The following is a 17,622-nucleotide window of genomic DNA, read 5'->3' as shown; positions in this document are numbered from 1 at the left end:
TAACTTTTGGGGTGCGGTTCAAAAATATGGTCCCTTTCAAAACTTTTGACATTCCAAACCTCTTTATATATCTTTGCTTATTACAACACAAACCATAAAGAAAAATCAGCCAGTTTTGACTGATTTTCATCTCATGATTAAGCAAAGATTTTACTCTGGCGATACCAAAATCTTGATCTGCGCCTTGTCCTGAGTCAGCTCGATAAAGCCTTCTTGCACAATATCCTCTAGCTTAATCTTCTTGGTCACAAGCTTGTCAGCAGAGAAATAACCCTGCTCCATCAGTTCCAGCACCTTAGGGAAAATATGCCGATAGGCAATAATACCCTTGAGCGTTTTTTCTTGAATGGCAAATTCATTAGGATTGACGCTGGCTTCTCGCTCCCAGATAGAAACCACCATACATTCTCCGGCCTTGTGGACAGCAGCCAAAGCCTGCCCCAGCACAACCGGCACTCCAGTTACTTCATAAGACACATCTGCCCCGCCACCAGTTAAACGATGAATAGCAGCTACCACGTCTTCGCCTTCTTCTGGTCGCACAATGATAGCCCCAAGCTCCTCTGCCTTGGCTTGGCGTTCTGGAGATAATTCAACTCCATAAATCTTAGAGGCACCGGCTGCTCGCAAAGCCTCAACTATCAAGAGCCCGATTGGCCCCAAACCGAAGACAACCGCTGTATCGCCCGTCTTAAGAGCTGACTGACGGACTGCGTAAACAGCCACAGCAGCAGGTTCTGTCAAAGCTGCCTGCTCATAACTAAGGCTGTCTGGAACTTTGTGAACAATGTCTCCGTCCAAAACACAGTATTTGGCAAAACCACCGTCTGCCGCCAAACCGACAAAGTTTAGATTAGGGTCCAGATTGTAATCACCGACAAGATTATGTTTAGCCAAAATAGGCTCAACTGTCACTCGATCGCCAACTTTGACCCGTGTCACGGCACTGCCGACCTCAACAATTTCTCCAGCAAACTCATGTCCCAATGTCACAGGCGCTTTCTGCCCAGAGTAGACATGCTCTGTTTCTGTCGGAATAAAAATCGGTCCGTCCAAGTATTCATGCAAGTCAGTTCCACAGATTCCTGTGAACTTGACAGCAATTTTAACCTGATGCGGTTTGACTTCCGGTACATCCACTTCTTCAATACGAACATCTTTAGCGCCATACCAACGCGCAGCATTCATTTTTGCCATAAACATACCTCACTTTATAATTTGTTAGTTTTATTGTAAACCCTTTCAGAAATCTTGTCAAAAGATTAGCTACATTTTCAAAAAATAACATACAAAAAACCAGCATCTGCTGGTATCAAGTTTATTCTGCAATTCTAGCCGTATAAAAAGGCAGAAGGAACAGGAAGCTAATACAAAGAATCAAGAGAATCGCACGAATCAATCCGCCAAATAGAAAAGCAACCACTAAAATTCCCAAATAAACGGAAAAATTAGTAAAATTAGTTTCAATCAGCAAGGTTTGGCCTGCTTTAACTGTCACTGGCTTGGTTTTCATAGGAGCAGATCCCGCACGGACTTCTGCTTCATTAGCCGCAATTGGAAAAACAACCTCTTCTCCGTTTTTGATTGCGCCAACTTTCTGACCATCGATAAAGACTGGAAACTTACCAATAATCCCTACAAAACCTGTCTCGCGTTTGATTTTAATTTCTGACATAAAAGACCCCTTTGTTTTTTTAATTATTTTAACATAGAAAACTTGAGACTACAAATAAGGGAATTATAAAACAGCAAAAATATCAATAGCATACATATTACAAATTAACAATTCCATTCGTTAACTGATATTTATAATCAATGCTCGGAAGAACTAGAGCTACTAGAATGGTTTTCATCATCAGATGATGAACTGTTTTTAAAGCCGCTAGAATATGATGACGAGCTTGTTGACGATGGTGTCGTTGCTTCTGTCACGTAAAGAGTGATTTTTTCATTTGACTTGAGGTCAATTGTCTTACCAGCCGTTGGCGACTGAGAGGTCACCAAGTCTGCCTGTGTCGAAGTAACCTTTCGGTCAACAACCCGCTCAATCCGAGATGAAGAAACTCCCATTTTAATTAAGTAAGTACGAGAATTGGCATAGGTGTACTGCATGCTGCCAAAGTCAGGCATGGCCACACTAGGCACTTCTTTCGCTACGGTCAGCTTGATTTTATGATTAGAAGACAAATCATAGGTCGAACCTGCTGCTGGTGACTGGCGAATGACCTGACCTGGCTCGTACTCGTCCGATTCCTCCTCAACAATCTCAATCAATTTCTCAGAAACATTATAGTTTGTTTTCAGATTTTCAACTACAGCAGATTTTGCTTGACCGACATAGTTCTCCATAGTAAAAGTTTTTTGATTAGTTACACTTGGAGCACTATTATTTTTTGTCTTGTCTATTTTTGAATCCTTCTTTGATAAAGAACTAGCATTAGAACTCATAGATGAAGCTTGATCACGTACACTTTTACTACTTAATTTATTTGACTTCCAAGTAGTTAAGGCTATTACAAGAAATATAAGAAAAACACTTCCTATGATAACTCGCTTAATGAAACTTTTTCTGCGTTCTATTTTAACTGTTTGCTGCTTTTCTTCTTTAATTTTCTGAAGTGTTTGTTCATATTGTTTTAAGGATTGCTGTCTCTTCTCATCTTCAATTTGTCTTATTCTTTCTTTCTCTACTAAATAATCATTATATTCCTGCTCAGCTTCAGCAATTAAAATTTGATACCGCTGTTGTTGACTAGTATCATTCGATTCAGCCCATCGCTTTTTTAAGTCCAGAATTTTATCTTTGTATTCTTTTTCTTGCTCTCTATCTGCTGTTTCTCTTATTCTATTTTTCTCTAAACGTAAAAGTTCCTCACTTTGAGCCTCTATCTTACGATAATGTTCTTCTCTTGCTCTATTCCCTTCATCTATTAGGCGGTTATGCTCATCAATTTTACTATTTGATTCATCAATCAGTCTTTTCTTTTCCCAATCTTCCATATTATCCCCCGTTTTATTTTTATCCTAATTCGCATTATAGCCAAATTCTCTTGACTGTAGCACCTTTTTCCAATACTTTTCCCGATTAAGCGCTTTTTGTTTTCCCAATTCACTCTTAGAAAATATTTCTAAAATAGAATACTGAAAATGTTTTTTTATATAATCAATTCCTTTTTTATCCACAATCTCTTTCAATCTCTTATTGGGATATTTATTATCTTCTAGCTCTAATTTATCATATCCATCGTTCAAGTAAGCTGACCAACGCCCATAAACTCCATTTTCCCCATAAGCAGAGCCTACATAAAGTTTTCCTGTTTTTGTATCAGTAATAAGATAAACGCCATAAACAGTTGAAAGATGTTCTCTCCAAGTTCTATTATTCCAATGTGTCTTCAACTTTTCGTAAGTCATAGACAAATTTTCATAACCGGGAAAATCTATTGTTTTTTCAAAATAAGAACGATTGGCTATCTCAGCAACTTCAACAAAATCAGTCCGCCTACGGTCAACATAAAACCAAGATTGCCCTGTATTTGTATGGTCTACAACTAATTTTTCTATATATTTATCGTAATCTTCAATTCTTTCTGCTAGAGCATATTTCACATCACGGTTGCCATAAGCCACTTTCTTTACTTGACTATCTTTTTCCTTTATAAGATAAGCACCAACAAAAAGCCATTTATGATATTCTACTTCAATAAACTGAAATTGAATATCGTCATTTCTATTTCTACTTTTCTTCTCGCTACCATCACTCAAAATCCAAGGCAGAAAATCATCAGATTGATTAATATAATCTACTACAAAATTATAATCTCCCCAATTTTTATTAAAGCGTAGCTTTATCCGACGCCCTTTAAACTCTGGCCTAGCCAACAAGGCATCAAATTGAAAAATATCCTTCAACAAAATTTTTCCTTCCATAATCTCCCTTTCTAAAAAGACAATTTTATTTGTGTTTTCTCCTTAATTATAATCCAAAGTTGTCACTTGGTCAACGTTTTATACAGTTGAATTTTTTAGATTTCTCCACAAAAAAACCAGCCTCTTGACTGGTTTTCCACTTATTTCTACAATTTCTCCAACTCTTCATTGAGCAGTTTTTGTGCTACTTGTGGGTTGGCTTGACCCTTGGTAGCCTTCATCAGCTGACCTATCAGAGACTTGGCAGCATTCTTATTGCCGCCCTTATAGTCATTGATGGCTTTTTCGTTGTTGGCAAATACTTCTTGGATAATTGGCAGAAGTTGGGCAGGGTCTGAGATTTGAATCAGGCCTGCTTTTTGCACATATTCCTTGGCAGAGCCTCCGTTTTTAGCTAGATGGGCAAAGACCTTCTTAGCAATCTTAGAAGAAATCGTTCCGTCTGCAATCAGAGCAATCATCTCAGTCAGATTCTCGGGCGTCAGCTCAATCTCAGAGATAGTCTTGCCTTCGGCATTGAGATATTGGGCTACATCTCCTTGGAGCCAATTAGAGACAGCCTTAGCGTCACCTCCTGCGGTAAGAGCTGCTTCAAAGAAGTCTGACACAGCCTTCGTCGCTGTCAGCTGCTTGGCATCGTAATCAGACAGACCGTAATCGCCCACATACTTAGCACGTCGTTCTTTTGGAAAGGCTGGCAGACTGCTACGCACTTGCTCAATCCAAGCATCCTCAATCTCAAAGATTGGCAGATCAGGCTCTGGGAAGTAACGGTAGTCCGCTGAACCTTCCTTCACCCGCATGAGCAGGGTTTCGCCAGTCGCTTCGTCATAACGACGGGTTTCCTGACGGATTTGACCACCGCTGCGTAGGATTTCTGCTTGGCGTTTTTCCTCAAATGCTAGACCCTTGCGGACAAAGTTGAAGGAGTTAAGGTTTTTCAGCTCAGTCTTGGTACCAAATTCTTCCTGACCGTAAGGACGGATGGAAATATTGGCATCGACCCGCATGGAGCCCTCTTCCATCTTGACATCCGAAATGCCCGTGTACTGAATGATTTCCTTGAGGGCAGTCAGGTAGGCATAAGCTTCTTCTGGACTGCGCATATCTGCTTCCGATACAATCTCAATCAGCGGCACACCTTGACGGTTGAGGTCCACATAAGAGTAGCCATCGCTGCCGTGGGTATTCTTTCCGGCATCTTCTTCCAAGTGGGCCCGCTCGATACGGATTTTCTTGGTCGTGCCATCTTCTAACTCAATCTCAATCCAGCCATTGTAACCAATCGGCTCATCAAACTGAGAAATTTGATAGGCTTTTGGATTGTCCGGATAGAAGTAATTCTTGCGGTCAAAGTGCATCTTCTGGTGAATATCCATATTCAAAGCCAGAGCAGCCTTGATACCATAGTCAATGACACCCTTGTTCATAACAGGCAGGACACCTGGGAAGGACCAGTCAATGATATTGGTGTTGGCATTTGGATCTTCACCGAAGTGAGCTGGAGCCGGTGAGAAAATTTTTGAATTGGTCTTCAATTCAACATGGACTTCCAGTCCGATAACTGTTTCAAAGTTCATTATTTTTCACCTCCAAAGATAACTGGCTGCTGTTTGTGGTAGTCAGTCGTCGCTTCAAATGCTGCGGCTGCCTGATAGATGGTCGCTTCATCAAAGTGGTTCCCAATCAGCTGCAAGCCGACAGGAAGACCATCTGCAAAGCCAGCTGGGATTGAAATGCCCGGCAGGCCAGCCAGATTGACTGGAATGGTCAAAAGGTCAGCCAGATACATGGCCACAGGATTTTGGTTTTGACTGCCCAAGTCATAAGCAACAGTCGGTGCAGTTGGGCCTAAGATTAAGTCATATTTTTCAAAAACCTTAGCAAAATCTTGCATAATCAAGGTCCGAACCTGACCAGCTTTCTTGAAGTAAGCATCATAGTAACCAGATGACAAGCTGAAAGTTCCCAGCATGATGCGGCGTTTCACCTCTTCACCAAAGCCTTCGCTGCGGGATTTGACATAGACATCTTCTAGATTTTCAATGCCTTCTGCGCGGTAGCCATAGCGAATACCGTCAAAACGCTGCAGGTTAGAGCTGGCTTCAGAAGAAGCAATGATATAGTAAACAGCCACGCCGTACTTGCTGTGGGGCAGGCTGACTTCTTCAACGATAGCTCCTAGACTTTCCAAGTGCTGTGCTGCTGCTAAAATCGTTTCCTTGACCTTGCTGTCAATTCCCTCACCCATGTATTCCTTAGGCAGGGCAATCTTCATCCCCTTGATATCTTGGCCAATCTTGCTGGTAAAGTCTGGTACTGCTTCTTGTGATGATGTAGAGTCCTTAGGATCATTACCAGAAATAACATTCAAGAGCTGTGCATTTTCCTTAACTGTCTGAGAGAAAGGCCCTATCTGGTCTAAAGAAGATCCAAAAGCAATGAGACCAAAACGAGAAACCCGTCCGTAGGTTGGCTTGAGGCCGACTACACCGTTAAAGGAAGCCGGCTGACGAATGGAACCACCAGTATCTGAACCCAGTGACAGACGGACCTGACCAGAAGCAACCGCAGTCGCTGAACCACCAGATGAGCCACCAGGAACCTTGCTGCTGTCCCAAGCATTCTTAGTCGTCTTAAAGTAAGAATTTTCGCTGGATCCACCCATGGCAAACTCGTCCATGTTGGTCTTCCCGACGATAATCATGTCCTTACCGTAGAGCTTCTCCACGCTAGTTGCATCGAAAATCGGCTTGTAATTGTAGAGAATCTTAGAGGCAGCCGTTGTCAAGATTCCCTTGGTTGAGATATTGTCCTTAACCGCCAGCGGAATTCCGCTCATAAGATTGTCAGCATCAATGCCCTTAGCATCCAGAGCCGCAGCCTGAGCTAAAGCCTCCTCTTCGCTGACAGTAATGAAGCTGTCCACAGCCGCTTCACGTTCTTTGATGTCTGCCAAAGTTGCCTGAGTTAACTCTACCGCAGAAATTTCTTTCTTGACCAGCAAGTCATGCAGTTCTTCAATGGTCTTGTGATTAAAAGTCATTAGGCATCTCCTCCGTCATCTAGGATGGCAGGCACTTTGATGTAGCCCCGCTCTTTTTCAGGTACATTTTGGAAAAGCTCTTCCCGGTTCCAGCCTGGCTGAGCCACATCTTCTCGCATATAGTTGATATTAGCAGCTACATTAGAAGTGAAAGGCACACCCTCCGTGTCCACTTCATTGAGCAATTCGACCATGTCGACAATCTTGGTTAAGGTCGTCGCAAACTCAGCAGTTTCTTCTGGTGAAAAAGCCAGTTTTGACAGCTTAGCAACGTGACTTACTTCTTCTTGAGTAATCTTCATCTCTGATTCCTTTCATAAGATATGTGAGCTTTAGCGACTGAAAATAACAATTTCTAGATGATATCTTTATTTCCAAGCTTCAGCTCACCTTTACTTTGACAAGCCAGGGACGCTGATTTATTTGACATCCGCTAGCTCTTTTCTTCAGCTTCTTCCTGCTATTCTTCAGGAATTCGCATCATTTCATTTTACCATATTTCAGGCTAATTCTTCAATTCCAAATGCAGTTCTTTGAGCTGTCTTTGATCCACCAAACTTGGACTTTCCAGCATAGGATCAAAGCCAGTACCATTTTTTGGAAAAGCGATGACTTGGCGGATATTTTCTTCCCCAGCCAAAATCATAACCAAGCGATCCAAGCCCAGAGCCAAGCCCCCGTGTGGTGGGAAGCCGTACTCTAAGGCTTCTAGGAAGAAACCAAAGTCCCGCTCGTAGTCTTCCCGACTCATGCCCAACAGCTCAAACATCGCTTCCTGAGCCTTCCGATCATGAATCCGCAGACTCCCTCCGCCAATCTCATAGCCATTCAAGACGATGTCATAGGCATGGCTGCGGAATTGGTCTGGCTCCCGTCCATCTTCAAAAATCCCCTGTGTGAAAGGATGGTGCATGGCTTGATAGCGGTTTTGGTCTTCATTCCACTCCAGCAGCGGCCAATCTACAACCCAGAGGAAATGAAGCAGACTCGGATCAATCAAATCTAAAGCTTTTGCGACTTCTATGCGCAAATGTCCCAAAGCTTCCTGAGCCCGACGCTTCTTAGCCATGACTAGCAGAATCAAATCTCCATCCTTGGCCTCAAAACGTGTCAGTAACTCCTGACTCTCAGCCTCAAAGGTGCTAGCCAAATCCCCAACCAACTGACCATTTTCAACCTTTAGACTGGCAAAACGACTGCAGCCAAATTCCTTCATTTCCTGATAGTAGTGACTCAGCTGTTTCTTGCTAAAAGCACTAGCTGCATCTGGCACACAGATTCCCATCACTTCCTCTTGGTTGTCCAAGGCTTTCTTGATGAGAAGCGAATCATTGGACTGACACAAATCCGTCAAACTCTTCAGCTCTAAACCAAAGCGCGTATCTGGTTTATCAGAGCCGAAGCGGCTCATAGCCTCTTCATAGCTGATAGTCGGAAAAGCTTCCATCAGCTCTAAACCATGAGTTTTCTTGACAACAGCCTTGAGCATAGCTTCAACCAGAGCTCGGATTTCTTCCTCGCTGGCAAAACTCAGTTCTAAGTCCACCTGGGTAAACTCTGGCTGGCGGTCGCCCCGCAAGTCTTCATCACGGAAGCAGCGGACAATCTGATAATAGCGCTCGAGACCAGCCCCCATCAGCAACTGCTTGAGCATCTGCGGGCTCTGCGGCAGCGCATAGAATTGATTTTTAAAGACCCGACTAGGAACTAAAAAATCCCTAGCCCCCTCAGGTGTTGACTTGGTCAGATATGGCGTCTCCACTTCCAAAAAGTCCAAACCATTCAAATATTCCCGAATGGTGGAGGTGACCTGATGACGAAGTTTGAGGTTCTGTGTCATCTTCTCACGGCGCAAGTCCAGGTAGCGGTATTTCTGACGCAGGTCTTCCCCTGTATGGGCATGCTGGTCCAGCTCAAAAGGCAGGGCCTTGCTGCTAGCAATAACCTCAATCTTCTCTGCCCTCAGCTCAATCTGACCAGACTTGATGGACTTATTGACAAAACGCTCTTCCCGCTGAACCACTTGCCCCGTCACTGCTATGACATCCTCTTTGCCAATGACTTCCAGCTTAGCAAAGTCTTCAATCTCACCGCCGACAAAGACCTGAAGCAAACCTTCGCGATCTCGCAGCTCGATAAAGGCTAGCTTGCCGTGATTGCGGACATTGGCCACCCAGCCAGTCGCGGTCATGGTCTGTCCGACTTGCTCTAAACCATAGTTTCCGATAAAGATTTCTTTCATGTTCTTTCCCTCTCAAATCAATTTGTAGCTCCGCCCTGTTGTTCAGGATATTTGCCGCAGTTTTCCATCGTCTTCACCTGACCTACTGCAAAATAAAAAGCTTCCGTCTCTAAAACAGACGAAAGCCGTGGTACCACTGTTATTCGCCGCCCTAAAAGGCAGCCTCTGAGCTCGTAACGTGAGCGACGTTTGTGCTTAATCACACAAAAGATTACGAAACATGTTCTTCGATTTTTGCTTTCTTGGTGCTGCTCTCAGCTATCAGCACTCTCTGTGCAAGTCAGCAAGCCTACTCTGCTTCTCTTTTACTCTTAAATTGTATCTATTATAGTCGAACCCAGGACATTTTGCAAGTGGTTTAAGGCAAATTTGTGATTTTCCTCTGACAGAGAAGCCACTGCCGACTCTACCACCTGAATCTGATAACCCAGATTATAGGCATCAATCGCTGTATGCAAGACGCAAATATCCGTCAAGACTCCTGTCAAAATGACCGTATCTACCTTTCTTTCTCGCAATCGAATATCTAAATCCGTGCCGGAAAAGGCAGAATAATGGCGCTTATCCATCCAAAAGACCCGAGAGTCCGCTTGATGCTTGTCATAAAAATCAGCCAAAGGACCATAAAGATTGCGACCGCTAGTCCCTTTTATGTTATGAGGCGGGAACAGCTTGCTCTCAGGGTGAAAGGCATCATTCTCATCATGGGCATCAATAGCAAAGAAGATATAATCTCCTCGCTCAAAAGCCGACTTTGTTACTTGAGCAATGGCTTCAGAAATCGCCTGAGCTGGCGCTCCTGCTGTCAACTTGCCCTCATCTGCGACAAAATCAACTGTATAATCAATAGAAATCAGTGCTTTAGCCATTAGTAGTCCCTCTTTTTAATTTCATCAAAGACATCCGGAATCAGGACTTTCAGATAAGTTCCCTTCATTCCCAGTGAGCGGCTTTCAATAATCCCAGCACTTTCCAGCTTGCGCAAGGCATTAACAATAACTGAGCGGGTAATCCCAATACGGTCAGCAATGACAGATGCTGTCAGCTGGCCTTCATTGCCATTGAGCTCGCCCAGAATAGCTGAAACAGCTCTCAGTTCTGAGTAAGACAGGGTATTGACTGCCATGGTCACTGCTGTCCGGCGGCGGATATTTTTCTCATCCTCTTCCCGCTGGAAGTTAAGCAGCTGGATACCAACCACTGTGCTGGCAATCTCAATCAAAATCAGATCATCGTCCGCAAATTCCTTGTCATTGCGCCAGATAATCAATGAACCCAGACGAATCCCTGACACATGAATAGGAGCAATGGTGGTCAGCCCATCTGGAAACTCATCCTTGGTCTCCACTGGGAAAATCGTCAAATCATGTGCAACTGGCAGATTAGCCTCTGTTTCATAGACCAGATTGGCTTCGTGAACGTATTCCTCTGGGAAATTCTTATCCTGGAAAAAAGCTTCCACACGGTCATTATTGGTCTTGTAGCGCATGAAATAGCCTAAAAGACGGCCCTTGCTGTTGATAATGCAGGCATTGCAGTGGATAATATCAGCCAACTGACGCGTAATAGCATTGTAAGGTAGTTCTTCCTGCATCTGCTCTTCCGAGCGCTTCAAAATAGACGTAATTTTTCGTGTTTTTTCTAGTAAATTGGCCATGTTTTTACCTCATATTTATTAGCTTCATTGTAACATAAAAGCAGTAAAATTTCAATAATTATCTGAAAATTTTTTATTGAAAAACAATTACATACAATTCGATAAAATAAAGAATTTTTCAAGTATATGACTTGATATATCAAGCCATATTAAATAAAAAACAGTCAAGAATTTGACTGTTTTTGATTGATTTTGTTCTTTCTAATCAAGAGAACGTTTCTTGTAGAACAATTTCATAGCCATGAGCAGAAGCATTTGGCCTGCTAGAAGAAGCCAAGAAGAGTTTTCTCCTGTCTTAGGCAAGACATGACCTGAAGCAACTGCCTGTTTATGGTTTACAGGGCTAGCACTTTCAGCAGTTCCAGTTCCAACAGTTCCACTTTCAATAATTCCAGTTCCAGTAGTTGAAACAGTCGTATGTTGAGGAGCTCTTGCTTGTCCAGTTGGCAGAGAGCGAGCGAAGCGCTCCTCTGTATGAGCCAAAACAGACTGGTAATAGCGAATATCTTCTTCCTTATTTTGTTCTGCATAAGTTTGAGCTAGCAAGTCGTATGTCGCCTTAGCTTGTGCTTGAACTGCAGTTAAAACTGCTACTTTTGCTTCTTGATCTGTTTGAGCTGTAAGAGCCGCTTGGTAAGCTGCCTGAGCTACAGCTAACTTGCTTTTAGCTTGTTCCAAGTTTTCTTCTGCATTTTCAAGATTTGACAATGACTCTTTAGCTGTTTGCAAGGCTGCTTCAGCTGCTGTAAGAGCATTTTCAAGGTTAGTCTTTCTTTCTTTTGCTGCATTCAAAGCTGCGTCTAGCTGAGCCAACTTATCTGATTCAGTTTTTAGAGCTTCTTGAGCTGCGGCAACTGTTGCTTGAACAGCAGTCAGAGCTTCTTGAGCCTGAGTTAATTTGTCCGCTTTAGTCTTGTCATCCAAGTTTGAGTTTTGCAGAGCCGCTTGTGCTGCTGCCAAAGCTGCTTGATCAGCTGCCAACTTCTCTTGAACTGCTGCAAGAGCTGCTTGAGCCTGAGCAGTTGCTGACTCACCTGCTTGAGCTTGCGCCTGAGCAAGTTGCTGGTTGGCTTGCTCTAAAGCTGCAGCTCTCCGATTATAAGTAGATTGGGCAACTCCCTTAGATGCCAGAGCCAGTTGATTGGCCTTGAAGGCAGCATCATAGGCTGTTTGAGCCTTGGCTACTTCTTGCGGATCTACTTTTGCTGTTGGAGCTTTTCCTGTAATAGGGCTGGCATTGAAGTTCTTTTTGCTAGCATATTTGACTTGATCTTCTGACACCATGGTGAAATGAGCCATAGTGATGTCGCCTTCCATTGAGAAATCAACTCCCAGATAGTTTTTCTGGCGACCAGTATTGAGACCAGAGATTGATGTAGCATGCAGCCATTCGTAGCCATTAAACATGAATTCAACAACGGAATCATAAACCCGTCTCTTCATTTCAGCCACACTCATTTGACTAGCATTTTCTCTCCAGATATAGGCGTTTTCATAATATTGGAGACCTTTACTCTCCTGCTCAGCACTTGTGGTCATCAAACCATATTCACGCGCTACGCGGTTAATTCCTCGAGCGTCGTGATGGTATTTTTCCATCAAATCCCAGTTCCAGTTGTCTTTGCGGTATTCTGTTGCCACTTTATCAGCGAAATCAATTGAAGATGGTGTCACAACTACTTCACCTGTTCCCATCTGAGCACGCAGCTGGTTGATGAGTTCTGAAGCAAACTGTGAAAGTTCCTGACGAACATTCTGTGGAATATTGTTGGTATCAATCAAAGCTTTGCTATCTGTAGGTTCAGCCACATAACGATTGAGAGCCTTAGCACTGGCATTAAGTGCAGCCAGTCTATTTTGAATCTCATTAGTTTTTTGCTCTGATAAATTCGGTGCAATTAGCTCTCTCAAGGCTGCAATGTATTCCGGAGTCATAGACACACGGTTTTTATTGCTAGAAGCTTCAGTAGTAATCGTTCCAGCTTGAGCCTTTTTCAAAGCCTGTTGAGCTTGGTTCAAGTCTGACTGAGTCTTCTCAGCTGCAGCAGTTTTTTCCTGCAAGTTCTTCTGAGAAGCATCACGAGCCGTCTTAGCCTGAGTCTGGTTGGTCTGAGCTTTTGCAACCTCAGCCTGCTTCTGACTGTCAGTCTGACGAGCTGTAGCTACTTTTGCTTGAGCTGTTTCAACAGCAGACTGGTCAGCTGCCACCTTATCTTGGGCTGCTTTCACATTCTTTTCTGCCTTAGCTGTAGCTTCACCGCTTAGGTTGGCCTGAGCTTCCTTCACGTCATTTTGCGCTTTAGCAAGTCGTCCTTCTTGAGTTTTCGCTTGCTCTTGAGCTTCTTTAGTCTTGGCTGCCTGAGCATCGCGCTCAGCTTCAGCCGTCTTGGTTGCTTGGTCAGCTTTAGCCAGTTCTGACTTGTTGCTGTCCACTTGAGCTTTTTGATTGCTCTCTTCTTGCTTAGCTGTTTCAATAGCTTCCGGACCAGCTTTATCAGCTGCCTCCTGTGCCCGGTTAGCTTCAGCTTGTGCTTGCTCGACCTGACTTTGAGCCGCAGCAGTATTTGCCTGAGCCTGAGCCAAATCAGCTTTCCCTTGTGCAACATTGCTGTCGGCTTCTTGTACAAGAGCCTGAGCAGCGTCTACCTGTTCTTTCGAAACAGATTCATCCTTCTGTGTGTTTTCTGCCTGTGGTTGGCTTTGACTAACGGGCGCATCAGAATAAGACTGATTATCAACTAATTGATCAGCCTGAACTCCTTCTGCGAGCACCAAAGACAATGCCGCTGCACTGACAGAAAAAGCACTAAGTGTCTTTTTCATTGTCAATATAATCTCCTCCACTTTTTCATCATTGTTAAAAACATTGACAAACACATTCTACCATGTTTGTCTTCTGGAAGGAAGACGCTAACACATTTTTTTAAGCATTTTTGGACAGATATATAAAAAATGTTGGACAAAATCCTAAAAAATGTCGGTAAAAGCACCTATAATTTTTACCAAACAGGCTCAAATTGAATTTCCAGAGCATCTAAATTTTTTTGTTTCAATTCCAATTCAGCTATAAAGGTAAAATAAATTAAGTATAATAAAGAAGAAAAAGACTGGAACATTGTCCAGCCTTATTTTCTTATCATTTTTTCAATTTTAACGACGGTATTGTTGTAAGAAGCGCGTCATTTTTTCTTGGATTTGAGCTAGCTCATCTACTCTAGGCAGATAAACGATTCGGAAATGATCTGGGTCCTTCCAGTTAAAGCCTCGTCCATGGACGAGAAGGACTTTTTCCTGCTTGAGGAAATTGAGCACAAACTGCTCATCATCGTCGATGCGATACATGTTCCGGTCAATTTTCGGGAAAATATAGAGACCGGCTTTAGGTTTTACAGCTGATAGCCCCGGGATATCCTGAATAGCCTGATAGATGAAATTACGCTGCTCATAGATACGGCCACCTGGCAAGAGCAGTTCATCCACAGATTGGTGACCGCCAAGTGAAGTTTGGACGACCTGTTGAGCCAAGACATTGGAGCACAGGCGCATGTTGGAGAGCATGTTTAACCCTTCAATATAACCCTTAACATGATGCTTAGGCCCAGATAGCACCATCCAGCCAACCCGGAAGCCTGCAATGCGATGCGACTTAGAAAGACCATTCATGCTGACACAGAAGATATCCGGAGCTAGACTAGCCACAGGGGTGTGGACATTGCCATCCATCACCATGCGGTCATAGATTTCATCCGCAAAGATAATGAGATTATTTTGGCGAGCAATTTCCACAATTTCCAGCAGAAGTTCCTTAGGATAAAGTGCTCCCGTTGGATTGTTAGGGTTGATGATAATGATAGCCTTGGTATTAGATGTGATTTTTGACTTGATATCGTCAATATCTGGATACCATTCTGCCTGCTCATCACAGACATAGTGAACAGCATTCCCACCAGCCAGACTGACTGCAGCCGTCCAGAGTGGGTAGTCTGGCATTGGCACCAGCACCTCGTCCCCGTCATCCAACAATCCCTGCATGGACATGACAATCAGCTCGCTGACGCCATTTCCCAGATAAATATCATCAATATCTACATTAGGAAAATTCTTAAGCTGGCAGTACTGCATAATGGCCTTGCGGGCTGAAAAAATCCCCTTGGAGTCAGAGTAGCCCTCACTGTCACGCGCATTCATAATCAAATCATGAATGACCTCATCTGGAGCGGTAAAACCAAATTCAGCCGGATTCCCTGTATTGAGGCGGAGAATCTTTTCACCATTGGCCCGCATGCGCATAGCTTCATCCAAAACTGGACCGCGAATATCATAGGCAACATGTTCCAGCTTGCTGGACTTGTCAAATTCTTTCATTCTTATTTTTCCTCTATTCATCAGAATGTTATCATTATACCACCAGAAAAAGCGATTGACAACAAAAAATAAACTCACTTTTCATATAATTAAAAAGAGAATTTTAGGATACAAAGCGCTATTCTCCTTCTAATTCCTCAAAGTAACGGACTCTTTCTCAGCTTGCAATTTTCTGACAGCATTTCCATTTTATCTTTACTTTTTTTCTGAAAAGGGTTACAATAGAAACAAGAAAATAGTTGCAAATCACTCGGACGTTATGGACTGATTGATTTTCGGTCAGCCTAATCATTCTGTGAATGATGCGACGTCCTTTGCCGACCATTTTAAAAGGAGGTAGCTCTATGACTCAGAAATATGAAAACATTATGGTTGCTGTAGATGGTTCTCACGAATCCGAACTAGCCTTTGAAAAGGGCGTTAACGTGGCTCTCCGAAACGGCTCTCGTCTCACCATCGCCCACGTCATTGACACCCGGGCTTTGCAAAGTGTCTCAACCTTTGATGCAGATGTCTATGAGGACTTACAAGAAGATGCCAAAAAGCTGACAGCTGAGTTGAAAGAAAAGGCTCAAAAATCCGGTATTAAGTATGTTGACATTGTCATTGAGATGGGCAATCCCAAGACTCTCTTGGCTACAGATATCCCAGAAGAGCACAAGGTAGATTTGATCATGGTTGGTGCTACCGGTCTCAATGCATTTGAACGGCTGCTAGTTGGCTCTTCCTCCGAATATATCTTGCGCCACGCCAAGGTTGACTTGCTCGTGGTCAGAGACTCAGAAAAGACTTTATAAAAACTAGAGCAGTTCAGTTACTGCTCTAGTTTTCTTCTTTCTGCTCTATGCTACGCTGGTAGGCCTGAATTTGTCGTTCCAGTTCTTCTTTAATTGCTCCTTCAGGAGCATATTTTTCTTCCCAGTCATCTGGTTTGAGGATTTTATGGGTGACGGGGTCAAAGTGAGCCTTCCCGTCTGGGAAAATTTTGCCCATATTGGCCCGATGGACAATATCGAACAGTTGCTCTGGATCAACTCCCATCAGGACAAAGCTGCCATAAGTGAAGTATAGAGTATCAATCAAGGCATCTACCTGACCGACTAGAGAAACCTCAGCCTGACTCTTGGAGCGAACTTTATCAGCAGCCTTGTCAAGCGCCTGATGAAGGTAGGCTACAGAACTGTCAAAGTCTTCCTCTGACTTACTAGCTGCTCGCAGAAACTCGACCAGTTCTTCTAGCTTAAAGCCTGCCCGATAGCGAGCGTCCTGAGGCGTCCAGGCAATCGGTTCTTCTTGAGTGCTTTCATCCATGACACTATGGAACTCTTTAACCTTATTAAAGTGATGGTCGCTACTGGTAAAGACCTTTTCCCTCGCTAGGATACCAAAATGCTCCAGAGCCTTATGAATCCCATCCTGACTATTGCTACTAGTTGTGTGCTTGGCCACTTCCTTGACCGAGCTGGTTCCATTTCCCATAGCAATGGATAGGCCAACTCCCGATAGCATTTCCAAGTCATTGTCAGAGTCGCCGAAGGCCATGACCTGATGAATGTCAAAGCCGTATTCCTTGCCGACTCGGCGAATCCCCTCTAGCTTAGACGTGTCTTTATTGATAATATCGACCGCATAGGGGCTGCTGCGGGTAAATTTCAAATCTGGAAAGTCCGCTTCAATCTTGCGGCTTTCTTCTGGACTGGCCAAAATCAAAGCTTGGTAAATCGGCTCCTGAATCAGCTGCAGGAGATCCTTTTCATGCTGGGGCAAGGCCTTGCTGATGACCTTATTAAAACCATGACTGACTGTTCGCGCCATTCTCTTAGGGATGAAGCGGCTAGTCCACTGAGAGAACGGGCTCATGCCGAAGGACATAATCTTGGAGCCCAGCATAGCCTCAGCCGTTCCCAAGGAAATTTCTTTCCGATGCTTCTTAGCATAGGCGATTAAATCCCGCAAACTCTGCTTGTCAATGGGGGTGGCAGAAATCACTCTGTCTCTTGAAAAAATATACTGGCCATTATAGGTCACAGCAAAGTCTAAGTCCAATTGCTCCATAAAAGGTTTGACAAAGAAAGGACCGCGGCCTGTTGCCAAACCGACCAATATTCCTTGCTCCTTTAAACTCTGAATAGCCTTTTCTGTAGATTTCAAAACCGTTCGACTGTCATTGACCAGTGTCCCATCAATATCAAAAAAGACGGCCTTTACTTCCATTGATTTTCTCATTCTTTCCTTTTATGATACAATAAATTATAACACAAAAATGACATACAATCACATGAATTGCAGAAAAGAAAAACTGGAGTAATATCTATGCAACGGAATTGAAAACTCCATGAAAACAGAATGTAAGTTTTCGAGTCTGCATCATAACTATAAGGA

At 43.4% G+C, this 17,622-nt stretch carries 13 protein-coding genes and 1 pseudogene; 1 reads left to right on the top strand and 13 read right to left on the bottom strand.

Going from position 1 to position 17,622, the window contains the following annotated elements; genetic code table 11:
- Positions 1–150: 150 nt before the first annotated feature.
- The 12 genes and pseudogenes from QZ169_RS00775 to QZ169_RS00720 form a co-directional block, all read right to left on the bottom strand.
- On the bottom strand, positions 151–1,197 hold the full coding sequence (locus QZ169_RS00775; protein WP_295504167.1) for a 2,3-butanediol dehydrogenase: 1,047 nt from the start codon (positions 1,195–1,197) through the stop codon (positions 151–153).
- 121 nt (positions 1,198–1,318) lie between these two features.
- Positions 1,319–1,675, bottom strand: a complete 357-nt coding sequence (locus QZ169_RS00770) for a hypothetical protein (protein ID WP_295504165.1) — start codon at positions 1,673–1,675, stop codon at positions 1,319–1,321.
- 137 nt (positions 1,676–1,812) lie between these two features.
- Positions 1,813–2,361 (bottom strand): annotated as a pseudogene (locus QZ169_RS00765) (PASTA domain-containing protein); the annotation flags it as partial.
- Between the two features lie 663 nt (positions 2,362–3,024).
- Positions 3,025–3,930 (bottom strand): GIY-YIG nuclease family protein, encoded by a 906-nt coding sequence (locus tag QZ169_RS00760; RefSeq protein WP_295504163.1) that lies wholly within the window; start codon positions 3,928–3,930, stop codon positions 3,025–3,027.
- Positions 3,931–4,076: 146 nt separating this feature from the next.
- On the bottom strand, positions 4,077–5,510 hold the full coding sequence (gene gatB / locus QZ169_RS00755; protein WP_295504161.1) for an Asp-tRNA(Asn)/Glu-tRNA(Gln) amidotransferase subunit GatB: 1,434 nt from the start codon (positions 5,508–5,510) through the stop codon (positions 4,077–4,079).
- Complete coding sequence (gene gatA, locus QZ169_RS00750) at positions 5,510–6,976, bottom strand: Asp-tRNA(Asn)/Glu-tRNA(Gln) amidotransferase subunit GatA (RefSeq protein WP_295504159.1); 1,467 nt, start codon at positions 6,974–6,976, stop codon at positions 5,510–5,512. Before gatA ends, gatB begins: the two co-directional genes overlap by 1 nt.
- Positions 6,976–7,278 carry an Asp-tRNA(Asn)/Glu-tRNA(Gln) amidotransferase subunit GatC gene (gene gatC / locus QZ169_RS00745; RefSeq protein WP_002896305.1) on the bottom strand — a complete coding sequence of 101 codons (303 nt, stop codon included), beginning with the start codon at positions 7,276–7,278 and terminating at the stop codon, positions 6,976–6,978. Before gatC ends, gatA begins: the two co-directional genes overlap by 1 nt.
- Positions 7,279–7,481: 203 nt before the next feature.
- A complete protein-coding gene (aspS, locus tag QZ169_RS00740; protein WP_295504157.1) occupies positions 7,482–9,218 on the bottom strand; it encodes an aspartate--tRNA ligase in 1,737 nt (578 codons plus the stop codon).
- A 311-nt stretch (positions 9,219–9,529) separates the two neighbouring features.
- On the bottom strand, positions 9,530–10,087 hold the full coding sequence (locus QZ169_RS00735; RefSeq protein ID WP_295504155.1) for a cysteine hydrolase family protein: 558 nt from the start codon (positions 10,085–10,087) through the stop codon (positions 9,530–9,532).
- Positions 10,087–10,875, bottom strand: a complete 789-nt coding sequence (gene codY / locus QZ169_RS00730; RefSeq protein ID WP_002903941.1) for a GTP-sensing pleiotropic transcriptional regulator CodY — start codon at positions 10,873–10,875, stop codon at positions 10,087–10,089. Before codY ends, QZ169_RS00735 begins: the two co-directional genes overlap by 1 nt.
- Positions 10,876–11,076: 201 nt before the next feature.
- Positions 11,077–13,752 carry an SEC10/PgrA surface exclusion domain-containing protein gene (locus QZ169_RS00725; RefSeq protein ID WP_367113031.1) on the bottom strand — a complete coding sequence of 892 codons (2,676 nt, stop codon included), beginning with the start codon at positions 13,750–13,752 and terminating at the stop codon, positions 11,077–11,079.
- 273 nt (positions 13,753–14,025) lie between these two features.
- Positions 14,026–15,240 carry a pyridoxal phosphate-dependent aminotransferase gene (locus tag QZ169_RS00720; protein ID WP_268684372.1) on the bottom strand — a complete coding sequence of 405 codons (1,215 nt, stop codon included), beginning with the start codon at positions 15,238–15,240 and terminating at the stop codon, positions 14,026–14,028.
- 344 nt (positions 15,241–15,584) lie between these two features.
- On the opposite strand from QZ169_RS00720, the gene QZ169_RS00715 reads away from it, so the two are divergent.
- Positions 15,585–16,037: a universal stress protein gene (locus tag QZ169_RS00715; protein WP_101772078.1), complete on the top strand. Its 453-nt coding sequence runs from the start codon at positions 15,585–15,587 to the stop codon at positions 16,035–16,037.
- Positions 16,038–16,062: 25 nt separating this feature from the next.
- Here QZ169_RS00715 and QZ169_RS00710 read toward each other — a convergent pair whose 3' ends face one another.
- Complete coding sequence (locus QZ169_RS00710) at positions 16,063–17,454, bottom strand: Cof-type HAD-IIB family hydrolase (protein WP_295504224.1); 1,392 nt, start codon at positions 17,452–17,454, stop codon at positions 16,063–16,065.
- Between the last annotated feature and the right edge of the window lie 168 nt (positions 17,455–17,622).

It is taken from the genome of uncultured Streptococcus sp. (assembly GCF_905372115.1).
GTDB lineage: Bacteria > Bacillota > Bacilli > Lactobacillales > Streptococcaceae > Streptococcus.
This window is presented reverse-complemented; position numbering and strand designations above follow the sequence as displayed.

Bases quoted from the DNA above. Each gene is read 5' to 3' on its own strand.
- QZ169_RS00760 (WP_295504163.1), bottom strand. From the start codon at position 3,930: ATGGAAGGAAAAATTTTGTTGAAGGATATTTTTCAATTTGATGCCTTG.
- codY (WP_002903941.1), bottom strand. From the start codon at position 10,875: ATGGCCAATTTACTAGAAAAAACACGAAAAATTACGTCTATTTTGAAG.
- gatB (WP_295504161.1), bottom strand. From the start codon at position 5,510: ATGAACTTTGAAACAGTTATCGGACTGGAAGTCCATGTTGAATTGAAG.
- QZ169_RS00720 (WP_268684372.1), bottom strand. From the start codon at position 15,240: ATGAAAGAATTTGACAAGTCCAGCAAGCTGGAACATGTTGCCTATGAT.
- gatA (WP_295504159.1), bottom strand. From the start codon at position 6,976: ATGACTTTTAATCACAAGACCATTGAAGAACTGCATGACTTGCTGGTC.
- QZ169_RS00735 (WP_295504155.1), bottom strand. From the start codon at position 10,087: ATGGCTAAAGCACTGATTTCTATTGATTATACAGTTGATTTTGTCGCA.
- QZ169_RS00770 (WP_295504165.1), bottom strand. From the start codon at position 1,675: ATGTCAGAAATTAAAATCAAACGCGAGACAGGTTTTGTAGGGATTATT.
- QZ169_RS00775 (WP_295504167.1), bottom strand. From the start codon at position 1,197: ATGGCAAAAATGAATGCTGCGCGTTGGTATGGCGCTAAAGATGTTCGT.
- QZ169_RS00715 (WP_101772078.1), top strand. From the start codon at position 15,585: ATGACTCAGAAATATGAAAACATTATGGTTGCTGTAGATGGTTCTCAC.
- gatC (WP_002896305.1), bottom strand. From the start codon at position 7,278: ATGAAGATTACTCAAGAAGAAGTAAGTCACGTTGCTAAGCTGTCAAAA.
- QZ169_RS00710 (WP_295504224.1), bottom strand. From the start codon at position 17,454: ATGGAAGTAAAGGCCGTCTTTTTTGATATTGATGGGACACTGGTCAAT.
- aspS (WP_295504157.1), bottom strand. From the start codon at position 9,218: ATGAAAGAAATCTTTATCGGAAACTATGGTTTAGAGCAAGTCGGACAG.